At 53.2% G+C, this 22,363-nt stretch carries 18 protein-coding genes and 5 pseudogenes; 13 read left to right on the forward strand and 10 right to left on the reverse strand.

Annotated elements, in window-relative coordinates; all coding sequences use genetic code 11:
• Positions 1-233: 233 nt before the first annotated feature.
• The 4 genes and pseudogenes from cysP to FDY98_RS21920 all read left to right on the forward strand — a co-directional run bounded on the left by cysP (position 234) and on the right by FDY98_RS21920 (position 4,042).
• Positions 234-1,243: pseudogene (cysP, locus tag FDY98_RS21905) on the forward strand (thiosulfate ABC transporter substrate-binding protein CysP).
• Between the two features lie 26 nt (positions 1,244-1,269).
• Positions 1,270-2,124: a sulfate ABC transporter permease subunit CysT gene (gene cysT, locus FDY98_RS21910; protein WP_027958424.1), complete on the forward strand. Its 855-nt coding sequence runs from the start codon at positions 1,270-1,272 to the stop codon at positions 2,122-2,124.
• A pseudogene (cysW, locus tag FDY98_RS21915) lies at positions 2,124-2,952 on the forward strand (sulfate ABC transporter permease subunit CysW). The gene cysT and the pseudogene cysW overlap by 1 nt, the downstream one beginning before the upstream one ends.
• A pseudogene (locus tag FDY98_RS21920) lies at positions 2,949-4,042 on the forward strand (sulfate/molybdate ABC transporter ATP-binding protein). The pseudogenes cysW and FDY98_RS21920 overlap by 4 nt, the downstream one beginning before the upstream one ends.
• Before the next feature lie 49 nt (positions 4,043-4,091).
• On the opposite strand, the gene FDY98_RS21925 reads toward FDY98_RS21920, so the two are convergent.
• Entirely contained in the window at positions 4,092-4,712 is a 621-nt protein-coding gene (locus tag FDY98_RS21925) for an alpha-ketoglutarate-dependent dioxygenase AlkB family protein (protein WP_035537972.1), read from the reverse strand.
• Positions 4,713-4,990: 278 nt separating this feature from the next.
• Here FDY98_RS21925 and FDY98_RS21930 point away from each other — a divergent pair, with 278 nt between their 5' ends.
• Together FDY98_RS21930 and FDY98_RS21935 are read left to right on the forward strand one after the other, a co-directional pair.
• Complete coding sequence (locus FDY98_RS21930) at positions 4,991-5,893, forward strand: DMT family transporter (protein WP_027958421.1); 903 nt, start codon at positions 4,991-4,993, stop codon at positions 5,891-5,893.
• A 150-nt stretch (positions 5,894-6,043) separates the two neighbouring features.
• Positions 6,044-6,637, forward strand: a complete 594-nt coding sequence (locus FDY98_RS21935) for a YajG family lipoprotein (protein ID WP_027958420.1) — start codon at positions 6,044-6,046, stop codon at positions 6,635-6,637.
• Positions 6,638-6,686: 49 nt separating this feature from the next.
• Here FDY98_RS21935 and FDY98_RS21940 read toward each other — a convergent pair whose 3' ends face one another.
• From FDY98_RS21940 to FDY98_RS21950, 3 genes are all read right to left on the reverse strand, one after another.
• A complete protein-coding gene (locus FDY98_RS21940) occupies positions 6,687-7,319 on the reverse strand; it encodes a Thiopurine S-methyltransferase subgroup (RefSeq protein ID WP_009287977.1) in 633 nt (210 codons plus the stop codon).
• A 54-nt stretch (positions 7,320-7,373) separates the two neighbouring features.
• A complete protein-coding gene (locus FDY98_RS21945; RefSeq protein WP_009287976.1) occupies positions 7,374-8,009 on the reverse strand; it encodes a TIGR04211 family SH3 domain-containing protein in 636 nt (211 codons plus the stop codon).
• A 63-nt stretch (positions 8,010-8,072) separates the two neighbouring features.
• A complete protein-coding gene (locus tag FDY98_RS21950) occupies positions 8,073-8,426 on the reverse strand; it encodes a DUF1820 family protein (RefSeq protein ID WP_155706183.1) in 354 nt (117 codons plus the stop codon).
• 208 nt (positions 8,427-8,634) lie between these two features.
• On the opposite strand from FDY98_RS21950, the gene FDY98_RS21955 reads away from it, so the two are divergent.
• From FDY98_RS21955 to FDY98_RS21965, 3 genes and pseudogenes are all read left to right on the forward strand, one after another.
• Complete coding sequence (locus tag FDY98_RS21955) at positions 8,635-9,858, forward strand: ATP-grasp domain-containing protein (RefSeq protein WP_009287975.1); 1,224 nt, start codon at positions 8,635-8,637, stop codon at positions 9,856-9,858.
• Positions 9,859-9,888: 30 nt separating this feature from the next.
• A pseudogene (locus FDY98_RS21960) lies at positions 9,889-11,960 on the forward strand (hypothetical protein).
• A 30-nt stretch (positions 11,961-11,990) separates the two neighbouring features.
• Positions 11,991-12,749, forward strand: a complete 759-nt coding sequence (locus FDY98_RS21965; protein ID WP_022522792.1) for a TlyA family RNA methyltransferase — start codon at positions 11,991-11,993, stop codon at positions 12,747-12,749.
• Positions 12,750-12,782: 33 nt separating this feature from the next.
• On the opposite strand, the pseudogene mscK reads toward FDY98_RS21965, so the two are convergent.
• Positions 12,783-16,064, reverse strand: a pseudogene (gene mscK / locus FDY98_RS21970) (mechanosensitive channel MscK); the annotation flags it as partial.
• 233 nt (positions 16,065-16,297) lie between these two features.
• On the opposite strand from mscK, the gene FDY98_RS21975 reads away from it, so the two are divergent.
• The 4 genes from FDY98_RS21975 to FDY98_RS21990 all read left to right on the forward strand — a co-directional run bounded on the left by FDY98_RS21975 (position 16,298) and on the right by FDY98_RS21990 (position 18,461).
• On the forward strand, positions 16,298-17,329 hold the full coding sequence (locus tag FDY98_RS21975) for a phospholipase A (RefSeq protein WP_022522790.1): 1,032 nt from the start codon (positions 16,298-16,300) through the stop codon (positions 17,327-17,329).
• 109 nt (positions 17,330-17,438) lie between these two features.
• Positions 17,439-17,771, forward strand: a complete 333-nt coding sequence (locus tag FDY98_RS21980) for a DUF883 family protein (RefSeq protein WP_022522789.1) — start codon at positions 17,439-17,441, stop codon at positions 17,769-17,771.
• Positions 17,771-18,175 carry a phage holin family protein gene (locus FDY98_RS21985; protein ID WP_022522788.1) on the forward strand — a complete coding sequence of 135 codons (405 nt, stop codon included), beginning with the start codon at positions 17,771-17,773 and terminating at the stop codon, positions 18,173-18,175. Before FDY98_RS21980 ends, FDY98_RS21985 begins: the two co-directional genes overlap by 1 nt.
• Positions 18,150-18,461: a YqjK family protein gene (locus FDY98_RS21990; protein WP_022522787.1), complete on the forward strand. Its 312-nt coding sequence runs from the start codon at positions 18,150-18,152 to the stop codon at positions 18,459-18,461. Before FDY98_RS21985 ends, FDY98_RS21990 begins: the two co-directional genes overlap by 26 nt.
• A gap of 210 nt (positions 18,462-18,671) precedes the next feature.
• Here FDY98_RS21990 and FDY98_RS21995 read toward each other — a convergent pair whose 3' ends face one another.
• The 5 genes from FDY98_RS21995 to FDY98_RS22010 are packed head-to-tail and all read right to left on the reverse strand — an operon-like array spanning position 18,672 to position 22,311.
• Entirely contained in the window at positions 18,672-19,604 is a 933-nt protein-coding gene (locus FDY98_RS21995) for an MFS transporter (RefSeq protein ID WP_340146932.1), read from the reverse strand.
• Complete coding sequence (locus tag FDY98_RS28805; protein WP_340146933.1) at positions 19,559-19,960, reverse strand: MFS transporter; 402 nt, start codon at positions 19,958-19,960, stop codon at positions 19,559-19,561. The genes FDY98_RS21995 and FDY98_RS28805 overlap by 46 nt, the downstream gene beginning before the upstream one ends.
• Positions 19,953-20,957, reverse strand: a complete 1,005-nt coding sequence (locus tag FDY98_RS22000) for an alcohol dehydrogenase catalytic domain-containing protein (protein ID WP_022522785.1) — start codon at positions 20,955-20,957, stop codon at positions 19,953-19,955. The genes FDY98_RS28805 and FDY98_RS22000 overlap by 8 nt, the downstream gene beginning before the upstream one ends.
• Positions 20,957-21,775: an SDR family NAD(P)-dependent oxidoreductase gene (locus FDY98_RS22005; RefSeq protein WP_027958417.1), complete on the reverse strand. Its 819-nt coding sequence runs from the start codon at positions 21,773-21,775 to the stop codon at positions 20,957-20,959. Before FDY98_RS22005 ends, FDY98_RS22000 begins: the two co-directional genes overlap by 1 nt.
• An 8-nt stretch (positions 21,776-21,783) precedes the next feature.
• Entirely contained in the window at positions 21,784-22,311 is a 528-nt protein-coding gene (locus tag FDY98_RS22010) for a 2,4'-dihydroxyacetophenone dioxygenase family protein (protein WP_022522783.1), read from the reverse strand.
• Between the last annotated feature and the right edge of the window lie 52 nt (positions 22,312-22,363).

Genomic DNA, 22,363 nt, shown 5'->3' on the forward strand with positions numbered 1-22,363 from the left:
ATCAGTAGACGAAGTGTAGACACTCGATATACCCGCGAGTGTGCAGGCAAGAGAGCAAAGCCAGGCTGCTATCTTATCAGAGCCGCTTAACAGAACCACGTATCCGCGTCGCGCATCTCATCACACACATATTCTTAAATAGAATATAAAGCATGATTGTAATTCCACATTGATAGATTTAACCTTGCCAATATCGCGATACTAAGCGCTTACTGTTTTTAAGGAGTTTCTCTATGGCACTGCCAACAATTTTCCGCCGCAGCCTGATTGCCATTGCATTAGGCGTTACGGTAAGTGGAACCGCCGCCGCCCAAGAGCGTGAACTACTCAACTCGTCTTACGATATCGCTCGCGAGCTGTTTGCTGCGATCAACCCTGAGTTTCAAGCTTGGTGGCAGGAGGAACACGGTGAAGAGATTGCCATTAGCCAGTCTCACGGCGGCTCTTCCGCACAAGCCCGTGCCATCCTTCAGGGTTTACGTGCCGATGTGGTGACCTTTAACCAGGTGACCGACGTGCAGGTACTTGCCGATGCTGGGCTGGTGGCCGAAGATTGGCAGGATGCGTTTGAGAACAATGCCTCTCCCTACTCCCACTACCCGCCTTCCTAGTGCGTAAAGGCAACCCTAAAGGAATTGAGAGCTGGGACGACTTAGTCAAAGAAGATGTACAGATGGTCTTCCCCAACCCGAAAACCTCGGGTAACGGTCGTTATACTTACTTAGCCGCCTGGGGCTTTGCCGAGAACGAGTTCGATGGCGATGAAGAGCAAATCGAAGAGTTCATGCGCACCTTCTTAGCCAACGTAGCGGTGTTTGATACCGGCGGTCGTGGCGCAACCACCAGCTTTATCGAGCGTGAAATTGGCGATGTACTGATTAGTTTCGAGTCTGAAGTCAACAACATTCGCAAAGAGTATGGCAGTGACGACTACGAAGTAATCGTGCCACCCGTTAGCATTCTGGCAGAGTTCCCCGTTGCCGTTGTTGGTGAAAACGCAGAGCGCAACGGTAACAGCGATTTGGCCCAGAGCTATCTTGAGTACCTCTACACAGAAGAGACTCAGCGCCTGCTGGCAGGTTTCAACTACCGAGTGCATAACGAAGCCGTGGTCGAAGAGTTCGCCGACCAGTTCCCGGAAACCGAACTGCTTGAAGTAGATGAAGTGTTTGGTAGCTGGGATGAAGCCATGGAGACCCACTTTGAGGGTGGTGGCCTTCTCGACCAGTTGCAGCGCCGCTAATATTCACTCATGAGCCAGCCTGAACTATGAGTCAACTTGCCTCCTGGCGAACCGGCAGTACTCGTGTGCTGCCGGGTTTTGGCCTTTCTATGGGTATCAGCGTGCTGTTTATCTCGCTGGTGCTACTACTCCCTATTACGGGCCTGTTCGGTCAGTTAGCGGAGCTTAGTTTTGCCCAATACTGGGCGATCATCACCGAAGGACGCGTGGTTGCCAGCTATATGGTCACCATTGGCGCGGCAGCCGTTGCAGCGATTATCAACGCCATATTTGGCTTATTGCTGGCGTGGGTGTTAGTTCGCTACGAGTTCCCTGGCAAGCGCTTACTCGATGCCTTAATGGACCTCCCCTTCGCGCTACCCACCGCAGTGGCAGGCATTACGTTGGCAACCCTTTATGCCAGTAGCGGCTGGATGGGTGGATTGCTGGAGCCGCTAGGGTTTCAAGTCGCTTATACCTGGGTGGGCATCGCCCTGGCCATGGCCTTTACCAGCATCCCGTTTGTGGTGCGCACGGTGCAGCCGGTGCTGGAAGATATGCCAGTGGAAGTCGATGAAGCCGCTATGTCATTGGGTGCTACCGACGGCGTGGCCTTTCGCCGCGTGATCTTGCCGCATATCTGGCCTGCCTTGGTGACCGGCACGGGGCTGGCGTTTGTTCGTTCGCTAGGCGAGTTCGGAGCGATCATTTTTATCGCCGGTAATATGCCTTATGAAACGGAAATCACCGCACTGATGATTTTCGTCAAGCTGCAAGAGTATGACTATGCAGGGGCCTCGGCGATTGCTTCAGTGGTGCTGTTTGTCTCGTTGGCGCTGCTACTGGCAATTAATATTTGGCAGGGCCGCTTTGTGCGCCGTCTGCATGGAGGTAAGGGGTAATGCGTCGAATTGGTGATGCGCCACTTATCCGGCGCCTGCTGATAGGTGCCGCTCTGGTGCTGTCAGCACTGTTTTTACTGCTGCCGCTGGTGGCCATTTTTGCTCAGGCATTCTCCCAGGGCGTTATGGTTTTCTGGTCGAATGTCAGTAACACCTTCACCCTGCACGCGATTGGTCTGACGCTGATGATTGCGCTACTAAACCATTCCCGTGTGCCTGGTATTTGGCGTTGCCCTGGCGTGGCTGGTCACGCGGTTCAGCTTTCCTGGGCGGCGCATTCTGCAAACGTTGATCGATATCCCCTTTGCGGTCTCTCCCGTTGTCGCGGGTCTGATTTACTTGCTGCTGTATGGCCGCAACGGCTGGATCGGCACTTGGCTGGACGGCCATGATATTCAGCTGATGTTTTCTTGGCCGGGCATCCTCATGGTGACTATTTTTGTTACCTGCCCCTTTGTGGCCCGGGAACTGATCCCGTTGATGCAGGCCCAAGGCTCCCGTGAAGAAGAAGCAGCCGTGACGCTTGGCGCTACCGGCTGGACGACCTTCCGTCGTGTCACACTGCCCAACATCCGCTGGGCACTGCTGTACGGCGTTATCCTTACCAACGCCCGTGCGGTGGGGGAATTTGGGGCTGTTTCAGTGGTTTCCGGCGCTATACGCGGCAAGACCAATACGCTACCACTGCACCTTGAGCAGCTTTATCAGGATTATAATGCCGTAGGGGCGTTTGCCTGCGCGGCGCTACTCGCCTTTATTGCCCTACTAACGCTCGCCGCCAAGGCCGGGCTGGAATGGCGCGCAGCGCGCCGGGAGGCATTTGCATGAGCATTCACTTACACAACATCGCTAAGCACTTCGGCACTACCCAGGCGTTAGAGCCGATCAACCTGGATATTCACGAAGGCGAGCTGGTCGGCCTGCTTGGCCCTTCGGGCTCGGGCAAAACGACGCTGCTGCGGATTATTGCCGGCTTGGAAAATGCCGACCGCACCGCACAACCCAGCAAGATTTTGTTTGGCGACCGCGACGTGACCAATGTACATGTGCGCGACCGGCGAATTGGCTTTGTTTTCCAGCACTACGCGCTGTTTCGCCATATGAGCGTCTACGACAACGTGGCCTTTGGCCTGACCGTGTTGTCGCGTAAACGCGCCCCAGCAGCGGTGAGATTCGCGCCCGGGTGTTTAGGCTACTTGAAATGGTCAAGCTGGAGCACCTCGCCAACCGCTACCCTGCTCAGCTTTCCGGCGGCCAGCAGCAGCGAGTATCGCTAGCCCGCGCCTTGGCAGTGGAACCGGAAGTACTGCTGTTGGACGAGCCTTTTGGCGCACTTGATGCCAAAGTGCGCCAAGAGTTACGCCGCTGGCTGCGCCACCTGCATGACGAGTTCAATTTCACCAGCGTCTTTGTCACCCACGACCAGGAAGAGGCGCTGGAGCTTTCCGACCGCGTCGTAGTCATGAGCAACGGCCGTATTGAGCAAATTGATACTCCCGATGAGCTCTACCGGGAGCCCAAAAACCGCTTTGTGTTTGAGTTTTTAGGCGATGTGAACCATCTGGAAGGCAAAGTGACCAACGGCGTACTTACCTGTGGCGATGCCTATTGGCACGTGGATCTACCCGATGGCCATGAAGAGCTGCTGCTACGCCCCCATGAAGTGCGGTTAACCGAGCAACCCACCTCTGAGAGCCACCTACCGGTCACTATCACGGCGATCTCGCCGGTGGGCGCAGAAGTGCGCGTGGAGTTGGAGGCGGATTGGCTCGCCCAGCCTTGGCTGGCTACCGTGCGCCATACTGACTTTGAGCACTTGGCGCTTCGCCGCGGGCAACGCTTATTCGCCCACCCCCGCCACTGGCGACGCTTTCCCAACGCTGAGTCGAAAGCAACGGAGCAAAGCCGCGTGGCATAACGCTACGGAAGCGCTAGCTGCCCTAAATGGAGCAGCTAGCGTTGACGTTTCATCGCATTAGCTCAAAACGCATTTGCCTAAAGGTCAGGCTCACCCGCGGCTCAACATCTTTCTTGGTTTTAGGCAGGCTATGTAGCCAGTTTTGTTGTGTAGTACCTTTCATAATTAACAGACTGCCGTGCTCTAAATTAAGCGACACGCTCTCCCCTGTTGGCTTATGCTTAAACGAAAATTTCCTTGCGCCGCCTAGGCTCAACGCCCCGATTGATCCACTCTCAACAAGGTCTTTTTCGGCGTCACTGTGCCAGCTCATGCCTTCATCGCCTGAGCTATAAAAATTACCCAGACACGAATTAAACATCTCCCCGCAGTGGCTCTCCACCACCTGCTTAATCTCTCGTAAAAAATCAGGCCATACTAACGCCATCTTTGTATATCCTGAGTATGTATAGGAAACCGGCTTATCCGCATACCAGGCTATTTTCCTCTTTGTAACGATCTCTTTGCCGTAAATAAACGCACGATCATGCTCCCAGGTTAATTCGCTTAGGCATTTATCCAGATACATATCGGCGGTAACTGTATCCAAGACTTTGCCGTGGTAGTAAACCTCACCATCCCTTGGAAGCAGATTAATCAACTTCATATCGTCGTTTTCAAACAGATCCATTTTTCCCCTCTAATGCCCGAAGCCGCGGAAAGCGGCGCCAGCCGCCCCGTGGCACGAAGCCAACCCCGACGCCTCAAACCATAAGCCTTCACATTCCGGTTTAAAAACACGTAACAAGAGCAAGAAACGGTTTTTTCGATGCTATCAAAAGCCAATACTGCATTGCCATGGAGCAAAAAACCAAGACACACCCTGACCACTCCAGGTAAAAAACTTAAAAAAGCCAACCATCACTTAGCGGCTTGAGGCTAAGAGAAAATCTTGAAAAGGGACATAAAATGAGAGCAATAGACTATATACGACTGCTGTCGCTAGCCGCTATCTGGGGAGCAAGCTTCCTTTTTATGAGAATCGCCTCACCGGCGATAGGCCCAATCAACACAGCATTTTTTAGAGTCTTTTTTGGCCTCATTGGTTTGGCTTTTATCATCGTTATCATACGTAAAAGTCTGGCGTTCAGAGGCAAACTAGGCAAAATTTTGATTTTGGGTGCTATAAATTCAGGCATCCCATTTCTTATGTACAGCATAGCAGCAACACTACTACCTACTGGCTATTCAGCGATTCTAAATGCGACAACGCCTTTAACAGGTGCCATGATTGGCTTTTTTATCTTTAGCGAGAGTTTAACTATAAAAAAATGGCTGGGCGTAACGCTAGGAATTGTTGGCATCACTGTTATCACCACTGTGGGTGACTCAAGTATCGTTGGCAACATCTATATTGGCGTGGCTGCCTGCATGATAGCCACTATTGGTTACGGCTTTGCTGGCTTTCTTACCCGCAAGTGGATAACCCAACAGGGTGGCCTGGATTCAACGCTGGTTGCGTTTGGCAGTCAAATAGGCGCTACCGCTTTTCTCAGCCCTTTTTTGCTTTGGAATATTTCATCTGGCCCCACTATCGACTGGCTTCAAGGTGATGTGTGGATCAGCCTGTTCGCAGTCGGCTTTTTATGCACCTCCCTCGCTTATATCCTTTATTTTAGATTGATTGCCGACATTGGGCCGTTACGGTCACTCACCGTTACATTCTTGGTGCCACCCTTCGCGGTGTTATGGGGCTTTTTAATCCTTGATGAAACAATTTCCAGCGGATTCTTACTTGGCTCTTTGATCGTTTTACTTTCCGTTTGGCTAATCGTGAGTCCCGATTCTCAAAAAAACAGCCTAACGGGCTAGCTTGTTTCACTGCTTTCGCATTCACAACGGTGTGCAAAGGCAATATACAGTGAGACATCGGAAGTGATTGAGCAAAGCCACATCGCCAGAACATACCGCCAACGCGCTACCCGCGTTATACTGGCGTTTTAGCCATAGCGGAGGAAGACCATGCTTCGGCGTCACTTTTTACGGATTTCGGGTGTACTGCTTGCCAGTGCATGGCTTGCTGGTTGCGCAAGCCCCCAATACTTACAGCTCAGCCCTGAACGCAGTACCCAGGTGCCGCAAGTTGGCTCAGGCCAGCAGGTGACTGTGATTGCCCAGGATGGACGCGAGAGCGACATTATTGGCAATCGAGCAGGTGGTGGTATGTCGACGGCGCACATTACCGTGAGCAGCCACGAGTTAATTCCCCGTCTCCAAGAAGAAGCTGAGCGCGCGGTACGCGATATGGGCTTTAGCCCCACCACCGAGCAGGCCGAAGGCCGCCCGAGCTTAACCCTGGAACTTGCCAGCCTGCACTACGCCCGTGGCGACAGCGGCCAGCCACTGGTAGATGAAGCACGTCTTGAAGGCGTTTTCCGCGCTATTGCTAAAAACAAGGGCACTACCTATACGGGCACCTACACCTCGCGCCGTACCCAGGGCTACGCCCTTAAGCCCGATGCCGACAGCAACGCACGGATGCTTAGCGACCTACTTAGCGATGGCATGAACCGCGCCTTTAGCGATCCAGAACTGGCCAATTTACTCGCACGCTAAGATTACCCTTTATAGAAACACCTCTGACTCGGGCTGCGCCTCTTTACTCCTAGAGCCGCGGCCCGCGTCGTTCAAGTGCCCATACGCTTTCCGTTCGGCCACGCTCATCGGGGCTGCCCTGTTCCAGAAACGTCAGTATGAAGTTGGGGGTGAACAGGCTTTCGATTTCGCTGTTGGGCACGCTATAAGGCGGCCCAGCACTGCCCTCAGGATGCGACAAACTAATCAGCAACCCCTTGGCACCAGGCGGCACCAACTGAGCAAGGTGAAACGCATAGCGCTGCCTTGTTGCAGGTGGCAACGCTATCAGCGAGGCGCGATCATAAAACGCCCCGATCTCGGCGGCTTGCTGGATATGCAGGTGAAAAAAGTCCCCGCACCATAGCTCCACGCTGCCTTGGCGGGAAATCGTAAAATCTGCCTGACGGTAGCGGGATACCGATGTGCTGCGCTGAGCCAAAAACTGCTCAATGGCTTCCGGGGCAAACTCAATTCCCAGAACGGGATAACCCTCGTCTGCCAACCAGCGCATATCAAGGCTTTTACCGCACAGCGGCACCAATACCTTGGTGCCTTTAGCAACGCCGAGCGACGCCCAATGACGCAGCAACGCCGGGTGTGCCTGCTGCAGGTGAAAGCCTATACGCCCTTCTTGCCAGCGCTTGCGCCATTGATCGCTCATTATTTGGCCACCGTGAAGTCGATTGCACTAGCGAAGAGGAGGCTTATCGCGCCGTTAAAACCAGCGGTCACGCTTTTTACGCCGCCGCGGTAGGTGCGGCACAATCAGTCCCACCAACAAGCCTGCGCCAGCCACACCGCCGCCATACATGAAGTAACGCATCAGCAGGTCTTCCTCCTGGGTTTCCAGCCGCGCTTGAAGCGCCCTAACTTGCCGGCGGGACTGCTCCGCTTGCGCATCCAGTTCTTGGTTGCTGGCCTCAAGCTCGGCAATGCGACTCTCACGCAACTCTAGAGTCTCAGTCATTGAGGCCGTACGCTGTTCCCAGGTTTCATTGATGCCCTCAAGCTCGGCGGTGAGTTCCTCTACCTGGGCTTCTAACGCAGGTAGCTGTTCAACCGCACTGGGTGTTTCTTGAAGCTCATTGCTCAACACCCAGACCGCATTGCCATCACTGTTGCGCACTCGGGTGTAGTCACCGCTGGTTTCCAGCACCTCTACCTGCTCGCCTGCGTTGAGCGTGCCAATAATGCGGTAACCATCAGTTGGGCCGCTGCGCACATAGGTGCTCAGTTCATCGGTCACCCAGGCTTGGTTAGCAGATTGGGCAGTGGCATTGAGGCTGGTAACACTGAGTAAAATGCCAGCCGCAGCGGCGTAATTTCGATAACGAGTTCTATTTACTAGCATGACATCATGTCCTGATTAAAAACGCTGCAAGGCGGACGAAGCCAACAGCGCTTATCGCCTAACTTAGCGGTGCGCTTGTCTCATACGCTTACCCTTCTCCGCGGGGGGCAACGGAAAGGGACGGGGGAACTCCGCTACCCGAGTATCGGTTTTGACCGCTTTCAATGGTCCTTCGCGCTCTACTTCATCAATGCGCACAATCGCATTTAACGGTAGGTAGCTACGCTTGACGCCATCGAAGGTTCGTTGCAATTTTTCAGTTGCAGGGTCAACCACTACCCGTGAAGCATCGTCAAAGACAAACTCCTCGACTTCAATAAAGCCCCAGAGTTCGCTTTGAAAGATTTCTCGGACGTATAAATCCCAAATTTCACCCTGCTGGTGGACCACCACACGGTAGATCGGCTTGGCCGCCATCTTGGCCTAATCCTCTTGCCATTCGTACATTAAAAGTTGAACCGCCTAGCTTACCATATTCCCATCGCCGCGCCTTTAGGCTTAACCCTTAGCAAGCTTAGCGTTAATACGACGGACAAAGCGCTCATTAGCCGGGCATGCGCCTCTCATGTATGGTAGCTAGCGTGGTTTAGCAATAATATTTTTTCACCAAGTAGGAGTCATCAACATGCAGAAGGATCCAAATAAGGGCTATATCGCTCTGTTAGGCTGGAGCCTCAATGCGATTGAAGCGGCCGAAAATTTTGACCGTCGCTACATTGTCGTTGCACCTGATTGGGCGGAAGAGTATTGCCAAAAACACGACATTCCCTACGTGCCTTGGAATTTCGAGCGACTCAATGACCGCTCGATGGAAATTGCCGAGACGCTTAAAGAGAAAGGCGTCGATGTCGCCATTCCGCTCTACGAAGAGACCGTTGAATGGGCCGGGGCCATCAACTCTGTGCTACTGGATAACCCGCGCCTTTACGGTCAGTCGTTGCTGCTACGCGATAAAGCGTTGATGAAGCGTCGCGCCCAACTCGGCGGCATCCGTGTGGGTATTTTTGAAGAAGCCCACGATAAAGAAGATGTCGTGCGCTTCCTAAAGCGCGTTAACCAGACACTGCTTAAGCTGGACGGCGACCCCAACGACCCGATTCACCTTAAAGCGTTTGATAAAGCAGGCTGTCTTGGTCATCGCGTTATTCGTACCCCAGATGAAGTCGATACCATCCCGGAAGAAGAGTTCCCGGTACTGATGGAATCGCACCTGGATGGCTGGGAATTTGCCGTTGAAGCATGGGTTCACGATGGCAAAATCGCTTTCTTGAACATCTCAGAGTACGTGACGCTGGGTTACTCAGTGTTTGTGCCCGCATCGCCTGAACTTGAGATTTACCGCGAGCAGATCACCCAACAGATCGAGAAGTTAATTAAAGCGTTCGACATTGAGTTTGGCTTGATCCATCCGGAATACTTTGTCACCAGCGATGGTGAGATGTACTTTGGCGAAGTAGCTTACCGTCCGCCCGGCTTCAAGGTATTCGAGCTGCTAGAGCGTGTTTACGGCTTCAATGCTTACCAGGCTTCCATGCTGGTGTTCGACCCGAAAACCACGAAAGAAGAAGTGGCCACGTTCTTTCCGAAAGAAGTGGTCGATGCCGATGGCTTTGCCGGTTGCTTTGGCGTTTACCCCCGCCGTCGTGTGGTCAGCCGCTTGGAAATTCCCGAAGAGACCGAAGATCACCCCTACTTCGAGTCTCATGAGCTAACCTCACCAGTAGAAGAAACCGTTACTAAACGCACCGCGTTTGGTACCCATTGGGGTCTGGTCTACTTCAAAGGCGAGGATGCGCATACGATTCGCGATCTGCTAAAACGCCAAGAAGACCTCGACTTCTATGTATAATCCCCGCTAACGCTGGGATAAGGAGTCACCGTGGAGACAGATCAAGTGACGTCTTCTCAAGAAGATAGCAAGCTCAATGGATTGTTGAGCAAATTTGATGACGCCGTTCGCCTGCTTACCCAGGCGCCCGCCTTCTCAAAACCCGCCAAGCTGCCGCGTGTGATGGACACTGCGCGTCGAGTACTGCTTCAGGACGGCGGTTGTGCAGCACTGGAGACCCGCGCGCAAGCGTTTGAGGACTCCGGTGTATTTTTGGGCTCCGATTGGGAAACACCCCAATATTTGGTGCCGACTCTGACAACCTTCTCGCTGAAAAGCGCGGATGCCAATGTTGTCGTCATTGAGGCGCTAAGCGAGCTTCGGCTCCTAGCTGTGGCTAAAGGCAATTTTGAGCATCCACTGGTGTCCGCAGAGCATGCTCACCATTACCTGACTCAGGTAATGGCGATCAATTTGTGGCTACTGTTTTTACCGCCCAGCGAAGCGGAGCGGGAAACCCAGGGGCGCCTGGCCACTATTCCCCGCCAGCTTTTCCAGCATTTAGCCGAGCGCATCGGCTACGAGCACATTGTTGATCGCCTGATCGATGAGATTTGGCGCATTTTAAAACAGCGCCCTATTCAGGTTGATTCGATCAAACAGATGATCACCCAAATTGCGCTGTGTCAGGCCAACCCGGAAATTGATCTTGGCGCCAGCGGCCAGGGCGCCGACCGCCTGGTGAGTTCGCTTTATGGCCCAACTCAAGCCTGTCGTGAAGACCCTGGGGTCGACGTTTACCGTGATCGGTTAGAACGTATGGATCAGGCTGCTTTGCAGGCTGAATCCACCGGTTTCGCCCGGGCGATGCACGACACCGGCCTGGTATCGCCATATCACGCCGTATTACTGCGTCATCTACTCGAAGAGGGGGATCACTTACTCTCCGAAGCACTGGGCCTTTCATCTACCGGCCGCGACTGCCTGCTCTGCTACCGCGAGCTTGTTCAAGCGCTAATTCGTGGCGGCGTTTACCCTGCTACCGCTCAAGCGGTTTACGGCCTGGCGCTGATGCTTGAACGCGGCATTCTCTATCAGCCGCCGGTAGCACCGGCAATGTGGCGTCAGCTTAATCTACCGCTATCAGAGTGGGCACAGTCGCGACTCTCCATGGCCTATGGCGACACTGTTTCTCCCCGGGCACGCTTGATAGAGGGCGTACTCTGCATGCTGGGATTACCGCTAGGCGTTGGTCAGGGCAACAACCCTACCTGCCAGTCGGCACGGGCACTCTCCATGTGGGCCTATAACGACCCAGATTACCTGCTGCAGATGGTGGCCTGGGCTGCCCGGGATGACGAAATCATTATGCATTTTGAAGGACAAGCCATTTCATCAATGGCGAGTCTCTCAGGTGTGGCGACCCAGTTACCCATCGATCTCGACCCGGTTTCGCTGATTGTCGTGCCGCACTTGGATCGAATTTATGCCGAAATGGGCCGGCGCTGCATTGGCCGTGAAGGTGACCCTCACCGCTGGGTGAATCCTGAATTTCACGGCTGGTGGTCTGGCCGCGGCTTTCGCATCAATGTCGACGTTGCCACCGGTCAACTAAGCGATGTGGACGACTTTATACGCCACTTCTTCGCTTACTATCACCCTTATTACAATGGCAACCAGCCGCTGATTCACCCTCAGCCAGCGGGCATTGCGGTCACCGATAGCGCGGCGCGTTTTATCGGCTGGCACGCGATTACTATTTTGCGGGCCTCTCTCGACCCCTCTGATGTTATGCGGGTTTACTTCTATAATCCCAACAATGATAGCGGGCAGGATTGGGGCGATGGCGTCATTGTGAGTACATCGGGCAATGGTGAACGTTTTGGCGAAGCCTCGCTGCCTTTGAGCGCTTTGCATCGCGGCTGTATATTTACCACTATGATCCCCTGGAGCGCGTTGACATCGCCGACGTCACCAGCGAAGAGGTGGAAAATGTCAGACACTTCCTGCATCGGAGCTGGGGAGCCTCGCGCCTTCCACCTACCGAGCTACAGGCGGATCAAGGCTCCAACTCAACCCTCCCCCATTCACCGCTACCCGAAACGCCTCGCGACGAAGGGTAACAAGTACGCTTAGCGACACTTTCAATCACTATGATGCGACTCGATCAATTGTTGGTCATCCAGGGGCTGGCCAACTCGCGTACCCGCGCCCAAAGGCTTATTCGGCACGGGCGGATACGGCTTGCCGAGAACGGTAAGCCGTTAACCAAAGCATCCGAAAAATGGCCCGACGATACCCGGTTTGAAGTAGAGGACGATCCCGAAGAGCGCTATGTGTCCCGAGCAGGGTTGAAATTAGAGGCGGTGCTCACAGCGCTTGAGCTGCGTTTTGATGACGCTGTTGTGCTCGACATTGGTCAATCAACCGGCGGCTTCAGCGACTGTGCGCTGCACTTTGGCGCCCACCATGTGATTGGTGTAGAGGTTGGCCACGGACAGCTTGCACCTGAGTTGCGCAGCGACCCACGCGTCACCTGTCTAGAGGGGATAAATGCGCGCTCGATGAGTAGTAGCGAAGCCCTCAATAGCGCGCTTGCTGCTTTCCCCATTGATAGCGCCATCATGGATGTGTCGTTTATATCGCAAACGCTGATTCTGCCCGAGATTGCTGCCCTGCTGCCAGCGGGCGGTCAGTTGATTTCGCTGGTGAAACCGCAGTTTGAGCTAAGCCCTGGCGCCCTGGATAAACGTGGCGTGGTACGCGACGCTAAACGCTTTGCAGAAGTGGAGGCCAACATTCGTCGCAGTTGCGACGCCTGCGGACTTACCATTCAACATTGGCAGGAGAGCCCGATCACCGGTGGCGACGGCAACCGAGAATTTCTCCTGCATGCAGTAAAAGAGCCTTAAAAAAGAGAGCTTAAAGTGCATTACGTAGACGCGGGGCAACTGATTCGCCGACTGCACTTTAACCTCCTCGCCTTGCTCAGGGTGTAGCCACACATCCATCTGCTCAAACGCCACGCGTATACCCGCTTCGCGAAACAGCGCATCTATACGGCAGTTGATTTCATCGGCAGCAAACAGCCGGTCGAGCAGATCATTGACGAAAATACGCAGTTCAAAATTGAGGCTGTGCTGTCCATAGCTTAAACAGAAAACCTGAGGCTCTGGGTCGGTTAGCACTCGGGGGTTTTCGTCCGCCACCTTACGTAATAGCTGGTGCACCTTGGCCATATCGGAGCCGTGGGCCACACCGTAGGTGAGCACAACACGGGTGATATTATCCGACAATGACCAGTTGATCAGTTGGTCAGTCACAAAGGTTTTATTGGGGATAATAATCTCTTTACGGTCGAAATCGGTGACAGTGGTCGCACGGATACGGATACGGCTGACGGTGCCGTGCAAATTTCCCAGGGTAATCGTATCGCCAATCCTAATCGGGCGCTCAAACAGGATGATCAAGCCCGATATAAAGTTGGCAAAAATTTCCTGCAAGCCAAACCCCAACCCCACACTCAAGGCGGCCACCAGCCACTGCAGCTTGTCCCAGGAAACGCCCAGGGTCGACAGCCCCATGACAATCCCCGTACCCACAATGGTGTAGGAGAGCAGCGAGCTAATGGCATAGGCGCTGCCCTGTTTCAATGACAGCCGGGATAGCACCATCACTTCTAACAGGCCGGGTAGATTGCCTGCCATGATAAAGGTAATAGCGACAATCAGCAGTGCAGCAAAGACGTCGGATATCGATAGAGCGTTATCGACCAGATCCCCTTCTTGCGCCTCCCACAATGACACGTTGTCCAAATAGCCGAGCACCGAGAGCAAGTCTGACCAGACCAAATAAAGCAGCGCACTGAAGCCGATCAAGACAATCAACTTGGAAAGCCGCAGCGACTGGCTATTGATCTGCTCCATATCCAGCGGCGGCTCTTCCACGACTTCGAGACCACCTTCCGCCCCTTCCTGCACCTGAGCACGACGGCGCGCCAGAGCACGGCGATAGGCAAGCCGCCTTGCAGCCACCGCAAGGCTTCTTACCAAGGTCGCCTCCACCACAACCCATAACCCCAGCAAGTAAAGCGTGATCGCGAATCGCCCCACTAGGTGCAACGCGGTGTATTCGTAGCCCCAGACTACCAATCCCAACAGCATCAGCGGCACCGAGGCCATCGCAAGCCCCAACAGCAAGCGAAACAGGCGCACGCCAAAAAATAGGGATATGCGCCAGTATCAACTGCGCCAGCCACCAGCTCATCGCCAACAACCCAAGCGACAGCAACCCCAACGCAACGGGACGCAGTGCCAGCGGGGTTTCCATCTCTCCAGACATCGCCGCAATGGCTATGACAGGCACCAAGGAAATGCCTAACCCACCTAACAGCTGGCGTAACCGAGCGTTGTAGTGCGCAGACCAGGTAAAGTGGCGCTCGGCCACGCCATCGGCGACCAATAACCTGCGGCCCCAGGCGACCACCGCCCAACTTAACGCCAACTGAAGCAGCGCAGGGGCAACGCTATTAGCCAATGGCCCAGTTGCTCCCAAGAGCCCAACCCCAACCCCGGCCAAGGCCAGCGGGCCGGAGAGCGCTAGCAGCGCATTCAGCAGCACCGCTTTGGGGGTATGCAGCTGGGTATCGCTTTTTAACCGACCAATCTGCGAGTGCAGTTTGTCCAATCGGGCTTTAATCTGGCGTCGTGACCCGATTAATACCAGGCTTAATACCATCAGGGGCGCCCTCTGAGCACCTCCCAAGAGAGCCCTTTCCAGCGAGTGGGTAAAATGGCTCGCCACTCCCCTTCCTGCCACTCCAGCTGGAGGTTGCGGGGCAATTGACGCAGCCAATTGATATCCAAAGGGCGACTATTAGCAACCCAAAACAGCTGCTCATCAATGGTTTTACGCAGCTCACTGGTCGTTGTGACCAGCTGCTGCTGGTTGAGCTGAAGCTCAATCGCCGCACTTAATAAGCTGCCGTAAGACTGTTCCAACTGCTCGACCAGCTCACGGCGGGATTGATAAAGCTGCGAAAGGGAATCGATCAGTCCCGGCGTCGCCTCTATGCCCTCCTCGGACAGCCGCGTAGCAGCATACTGTTCGCTTTGGCGTAGCTGATCGCGCTGGCGGACTAAATCAAACTGCTTTAAGCGCAGGTCGGCAATTTCGTCCTGCAAATCCCGGGGCGCAGACAACGGAGGCAGCGACTTGCGCTGTTCGCGCAGAATTCGCGACAGCAGTTGACTGCCGCGAATAGCCTCGATTTGCTCATTAAGGCTACGCTGTAGCTGACGCACGTTCTCCAACTGCCGCTGGGCTTCAATATTGTCACGCACAACAGTGTTAGCACGGTCGGTTGCCCGTAGCAGCTCCAGGCTTAGGGTCTGGTTGGTTTGCTGCGCTTGCACCACCACCGGATGTCCCGCGGCGATCAGCGGGTTATCCCTGGCAGCGTCGGCAATGGCTTGTTCAGAGGCCAACCGACGCTGCCGATCAATCACCCCTTGTAACATCGTTAGCTGCTGCTCTTGATAATCGACCTGCAGCATCAGCACATCGCGCCGCTCCTGAGCTAATTCGCGCAGGCGGCTGTTAGCGCTTAGCTCGCGCTGATAAAAGCTTACTTCGCGTTCGGCCAGCGCCCGTTCAAGGCGTAATTGGATCAGTTGCGCATCGCTAAGGGCAGAAAGTTGACGATCCGCCAGCAAAGCCTCGCGCTCATCGTGCTGTCGGCGTAAACTTTCCGCGCGCTGAAGGGTTTCCGCAATGGATTGCTGGGCCCGCTCAGGGAGTGTTTGAGCGGCTAACAGTTGCGAGTTCACTTCCGCCAATTGGCTTTGCAACTGCTGCAACTCGACCACGGCGTTAGTTTGCAACGTTTCCAGCTCGTCGAGGGGGCGGTCGCTCAAGTCGGCAACCGTTAGCTGCTGCGAAGCTTCTTCCGCTTCGCTCAACTCGCGCTGCAGGCGTGCTAACATTTCAGGGGCTTGTTCTACCCGGGTATCTAGCGCGGCAAGACGCTCGTCAACAGAAGCCAGCCGCTCATAAGCTTCGAGGGCCGCTTCCAGGGCCTCTTTATCGTTGGCCTGCTGGGCGGTCAAGGGTTCTTCAAGGGCTTCTAACTGAGCAAGCCTTGATGCCAATTCAGCCTGCTCGGGCACCCGCTCCAGCATATTGGTCTGAAGCGCAGCGTAGGCTGGATTAATAGCGACACTGCTCATGACAAGCAGCAGCAACAAACAGGTTATACTCCACTTACAGGCGCATCTCACCACGTTACGTATCAACACGTTACTTAGGGCCTCGCTGGCATCAAATGCTCCGCAGAGACGGAGAATGAGGTTATTGTCAGGCGTTCTGATGGTCAGCGCAATCAGAGGTGTTGACTTCCACAGGCGGCGTGATAGAAACAAGCTTGGCGTTTACTTATTCCTTCATTTTGCGAGTCACCTTGATGGTCACCCGAAAATTGCCGTTGACGAAACTTATTGTTCTGCTGAGCCTTGCTACGTTTAGTGTGAATGCCGTTGCCGAGTCTCAGCAAGAGATTGAGGCGCGTATCCGTGCCCTCAATGCTGAACTGTATGATCTGCATCAACAGTTGCAGCAGATAGAAAATCCCGAAGACGCCGCGCTAGACATACCGTTTGAACAGTTGCCTGAAGAGGCTGCAAGGGAAGATTTAAGCGATCGCCGTGAACTTGAGCAGGAATCAACCCGGAATCCGTTTTCAATCACCACCCACCGCACCAACTATCTGTTCCCTGTTAGTTACAATGCTAACCAAAATCGTGAAAGTTTCCGCACGGTGGCTAACGGCACCCCCGCAGATCGCGTGGAGTTAAAATTCCAGTTCAGTGCCAAGGTTAATCTGGCTGAACAGGTATTCGGTAACTACGGCGACGTCTACTTTGGCTACACCCAGCGCAGTTGGTGGCAGGCTTATAATACCGACGCCTCATCACCCTTTAGGGAAACCAACTACGAGCCGGAAGTGTTTATCGACTTTGACAATGCCTGGGAAGCGCTTGGCTGGGTGAATACCCGCAACCGAGTATCTCTCAATCACCAGTCTAATGGTCGCTCAGATCCTCTCTCGCGCAGTTGGAACCGGGTATACCTTGAAAGCACCTTCCAGCGCGGCGACTGGGCGTTCACCCTGGCACCCCACTGGCGGGTACCGGAATCCTCAGAGGATGACGACAACCCGGATATCGAACGCTACATGGGATACGGCGATATTCGCCTCGCCAAGCGTCTCAATAATAACCATGAAGTGAGCGGTCAGTTACGCGGCAATCCCAGCGCTGGCAATATCGGCACCCAGATTGATTACAGCTGGCCCGCTTTCAACAGCTTGCGAGCGCATGTACAGTACTACTACGGATATGGTGAAAGCATGATCGATTATGATCATCGCGTGCACCGCTTGAGCCTTGGGTTTAGTTTAAATCCCTTATTTAGTGCGACAGGGCTGAACCGATAGACGCATTTGCTTGTCTGTTACTAGCTGGCTGCTATGCTTGTAGTCAGCAGCAAAAATACAGTAACTAATAGTTAGTAGCCCAATCATTCACTCGTCAAAGGAAGACTCCATGGCTAAACGTCAACCCACCTACTCTACTCAAGCCGATCAACTCAAAGATGATCTGCGCCACTTGAGTGAAACCGTTGAAGAGCTGGTCAATGCGACCGCTAAAGATGCCAGCGGAGAGATGAACGATCTACGTACTCGCGCCGAACGTCGTTTGAAAGACACTCGTGCACGTCTTGAAGCTCGTGGCGAGCGTATTTATGACGAAACCCGCGACTCGCTGACTCATCAGGCCGATGCGTGTGATCGCTACGTCCATGAAAACCCCTGGACGAGTATTGGCATTGGTGCCGCAGTAGGTATGGTTGTGGGTATGCTGCTCGGTCGTCGCTAATGGCTTTGGGCCCCACCCAACGCGTCTTCTCTGCCGCCAAACGCTTGCTGAAATCGCTGATTGCGAATAGCGAAACCCGCCTGCGTTTGGCGGTGTTTGAGTTAGAAGAGGAGCGTGCTCGCTTACTGGTTCTACTTCTTCTGGCAGGAGCTAGCTTACTGCTGCTCTTGTTGGGTATTGCCACTTTGACGGCACTGGTAGTGGTTATATTCTGGGATACCTATCGCTTAACCGCCATTGCCATCAGTGCAGGTGTGCTGATCGGCGCCAGTTTGCTACTCGCGGTTATTGCGATTCGCCAGTCCAAGCAACACTCTCTGTTAAAAGAAACACTCAAACAGCTTGCTGCTGATCGAGCACTGCTTGAGGAGCCAAGTGATGAAACCATCCGCAGACACCGCTAAGCCACCAACCAAACCGCTCAGCCGCGCTGAACGCAAAGCGCTTTTGTTAGCCGAGCTAGAGCAGCAGCGCGTGGATATTTTGGTCGATAGCGAATTTTTACAGCAAGCCGCCTCACCACTGGATAGAAACTGGCAAAGCTTCAAGCTGCCGCTTTACGCCATTGGTGGCTTTGCTGCATTCAAGCTGATGCGCCACCCAGGTGGAGCAATGGCGGCAGGTAGAAAAGTCCTTGCGGGCTATATGCTACTCAAAAAACTTAAATTATTAGCCAAAGTGGCTAGTTAATTTGGACGGCTGTGCGGCTCGCTGACTGTACCTTAGAAGCCAGCGAGCGGAGATTAGCCAAACATCGTTTAAGGCGGCCACTCAGTGAAAAATTCTGGCCTGTCGGCCAACTTAATTTGATCACTTTCGTTAAATAGCTCGCTATTCGCTTTATACCGACACATTTGGCCCGAAAGCTGAGCTTCTTGTGTGATTATCGGTATTTAGCGACTAACTGCTGAAAGATGCCGAAACATCAGGCGCCTGAGCACGCTTAACCAGAACTGCTGGTGCGGTCTCTTTGAGCCCCAAAGCCAGGACTCCAGCAATCACACAAATAGCGCTCATTAACCACAACGGTGCGGATTGGCCAACACTATCTGCCGCAGCGCCTGCTAGCGCCGGTAGAACCCCACCTCCCAATATCTCACCAATACCCATTACAAAACCCAGGGCTGTTGCAATATGGCGCGAATCGACGGTTTCAGAGGGAACGGTGGCCATAAAAAGCGGAAAGATGCCGTTCAATGCCCAACCAAAGAAAAACAACACTGCCAGAATAATAGCCGAGCCATCAAAATACATGGCGCTTAAGGTGAGGATGAGCCCCATAAATGGGGTAATTACCATTACTGGCTTACGACCAATTTTGTCAGAGATACCGCTGACGACGAAGCTTCCGACCGCTGCCGAGATGCCTAAAGTTCCCATCAGCCACCCCATGGTTTCAGCAGAATAACCACGTACACTGGTTAGGTAAATTGGCATGAAAGACCAGCAAGTTACTAAGTATCCAATCAATAACACCGCAATAAGCGAACATAGCAGCATATTTCGATGAGCGAAGACCTCTTTGAGACTTGGGCGCTGACAGGACTGATTCACACCCGTTGCGATAGGTACTGAAGATGCTGTCGGTTCACGCATTAACCACCAGAGGAGTCCAGCGGCTAGAAGACCTGGAAGCCCTGCAAGGAAAAACGCCTCTCGCCAGCCAAAAGCAGAAGCAACAGCCACAAGGACAACCGGCGCAGCAAAAGAACCCAATAAATTTGACCCGAAGTTCTGCATGACCCCCATAGCAATGCCCCGCCTTTCAGGAGTAACTTCTATTGCCGTTACTGATTGCGATATAGGCAGGATAGGGCCTTCTGCAACACCCATAAGCAATCTAGCACCGAGAAGCAATAAGAATGAGGTGGCAAGACCTGATAAAAAAGAGCAGAGAGAAACACAATCGTCGCCATGATCAAAAATATCTTTCTTCGGCCACTTCGATCAGACATTGCACCAAATATTAAACCAGATATTGCCCAGGTGACTGATAACGCAGAGGCTGTTAGGCCTATCTGTAGGTTTGTCAAGGCCAACTCTGGCTGAACAAATGGCATCAGGAAGTTAAGTGCATTCCTGTCAAAAAATACAATGCCAAAGTTAAGGCTCAATAGAGTAACTAAAAGGATTTGATAACGAGTGTTATTGGGCGTGTTAGGCAGGGTAGCTGTATTATTGTTAGTCATGGCTTATTAACACCTTGCATTGATGGGTGCGCTTTTTTAACGCTTCAAATGCGGTTGGCACATTGTTAAGTGGCACGGTCTCGGTGATTAAATGGCGAGGCTCTACAACGCCAGAATCGAGAATATCCAACGCACTTTCGTATTCACGTCGTGAGAAGAAAACGGCAGTTTGAAGGCGTATTTCCTTTGATAAAGCACTAAAGGGTATAAAGCTGTCAGGCTTAGTGCATAAACCAAGAAGCAGAATCGTACCGTGCGTGCGAACCTGCTCAATGGCTTGCGCAATGAGACCAGGAACGCCCGCACACTCGAATACTATGTCTGCTGAACCTCCAAGTGACCGCTCTGCAGCTTTAATGGGTTGATATGGATCACAAACAAAACCGGTCGCCCCCATGTCATAGGCACGTTGTTCTTGGTATCGGGTAATATCCTGTATGACAACCGTCTGAGCGCCAAAGCGGCGCGCCCAAAAAGCGACAGCTAACCCGATAGGCCCAGCACCAAGGATGAGGACACGGTCACCAGGTTTCATGCCGGATAGCTGGAGACCATGGAGAGCAACGGCTAAAGGCTCTACAATTGCACCGTCGTCCATGCTTGCATTGAGAGGAAGAGGTACGCACTGGCGCGCAGCGGTGACGGCATATTCACCATATCCCCCTCCCTCCAACGCCATATCTAGACACCAAGCAGGATTCCCAGAACGGCATGCAGCGCAATAACCGCAACTTCGGAAAGGTATAACGGATACAAGATCTCCTATAGATACATCACTGACTTTTCGACCTAAAGCGACTATCTCGCCTGCATATTCGTGACCCAGCACATCGCCAGGACAAATGCCGAAAATGGGATCCTCAGTCATATGGAGATCGGAGCCACAAATTCCACATCGTTTCACCTGGATGACAACCTCATCGTCTCCTGGTGTAGGGTCTGGAAGTTCGCAAACATCTAAAGGCTGGTGTAACCCCTGAAAGACGGCAGCACGCATCAGCCCACCCTCCCAAGAGAAGTGCCTCCGTCAATAACCAATTGAGCACCGGTCATATAGGAAGAGGCGTCAGAGGCTAGGTATAGCGCCAGTGCCTTGATCTGTTCAGGATCAGCGATTTCCCCTAGAGGTACCTTGGCGTTCCAGGCCTGGCGAACTGCTTCGTCTTTCAACCAGCCACCACCAATGTTGGTTACGAAACCGCCGGGCGCGATAGTGTTGACCCGGATCCGGAACTCTGCCAACTCTAAGGCAACTTGACGTACTAAATGGGACACTCCCGCTTTTGCAGGCATGTAAGCAAGCCCGACCACAGGCTCTGTAATAAAGGCAGCATTGGAGGACGTGACAACAATTGATCCTCGACGCCGTGGCTTCATGTATTTAGCTGCCACTCGCAGAGTATTAAAGACCCCCGTCAGATTAATAGAAATTGTTCTATCCCAGCGGGCTGGATCTAAAACGTCAATCTGACCATCTCTATTTCGCCCTCCTGAAGGGTTCCAAAACCCTGCCCCAGGATCGATCCCCGCATTAGCAAAAACAATATCCAAGTTGCCAAACTGGCGGACATGTTCTTCGAAGGCTCGACTGGTCTGCATTCGATCAGCGACATCTAGCTGGACAGCATGAACCTTGCAGCCTTCGTCACGGAGTCTTTGTGCCTCACATTCGGCTGCGTCGATGTTTATATCCGCTAGTGTCACGTTAGCTCCGTTTTCTGCCAACGCTTCGGCATAGGCAAGTCCTAAACCTGAGGCTCCCCCCGTGATCAGGGCTGAACGCCCTTCTACGCTGAATTGCTCTAATACACGCATATCCCACCTCATAGAAATAACTGTTCATTGATGGGGATATTGTGTTCTTCACAATAAGTGACGTAGTGATTGATGAACCAGAAAACATCCAGCGTTTCTGCCCACTCCCCCTTCTCATCGAAGAACTCGTTAGCTCCCTGCATCCAAAATAGAGCTTTCATTCCATTAGCATCGTCGGTCACTAACGTGTGAGCCTGTCCGGGCATTTCCGTTATAAACTCACCAGGCCCGCAAACCCAGTCGTATTCCAAATATCGGAAAGATCCCTCCATTCCTACAGCCCATACCATTCCTCGGTGCTTATGGGTACCAATCACACCAGGGCTTTTAATCCATAAAATATTGCAATAAACATTATTCCTTACATCAAAGGCCAGATGCCGTATAGCTGCATTATCACCAAAAGGAACCCATGGGCTTTCTACCTCAGAGAGCCCTACATAGCTTCCCTCACGCCCAAATCGGTCTTGCATTGCCTTCATTGGCTCAGGAACTTCTACGATACGATAAGCATTACTAGCGGGTGCATTAGCCATTATTGTTCTCACTTTATTTATGGAAACGATGTATTACAGAGAACTATTCAGC

Origin of the sequence: Halomonas sp. PA16-9, from assembly GCF_009728585.1 — a bacterium.
Lineage (GTDB): Bacteria > Pseudomonadota > Gammaproteobacteria > Pseudomonadales > Halomonadaceae > Vreelandella > Vreelandella titanicae.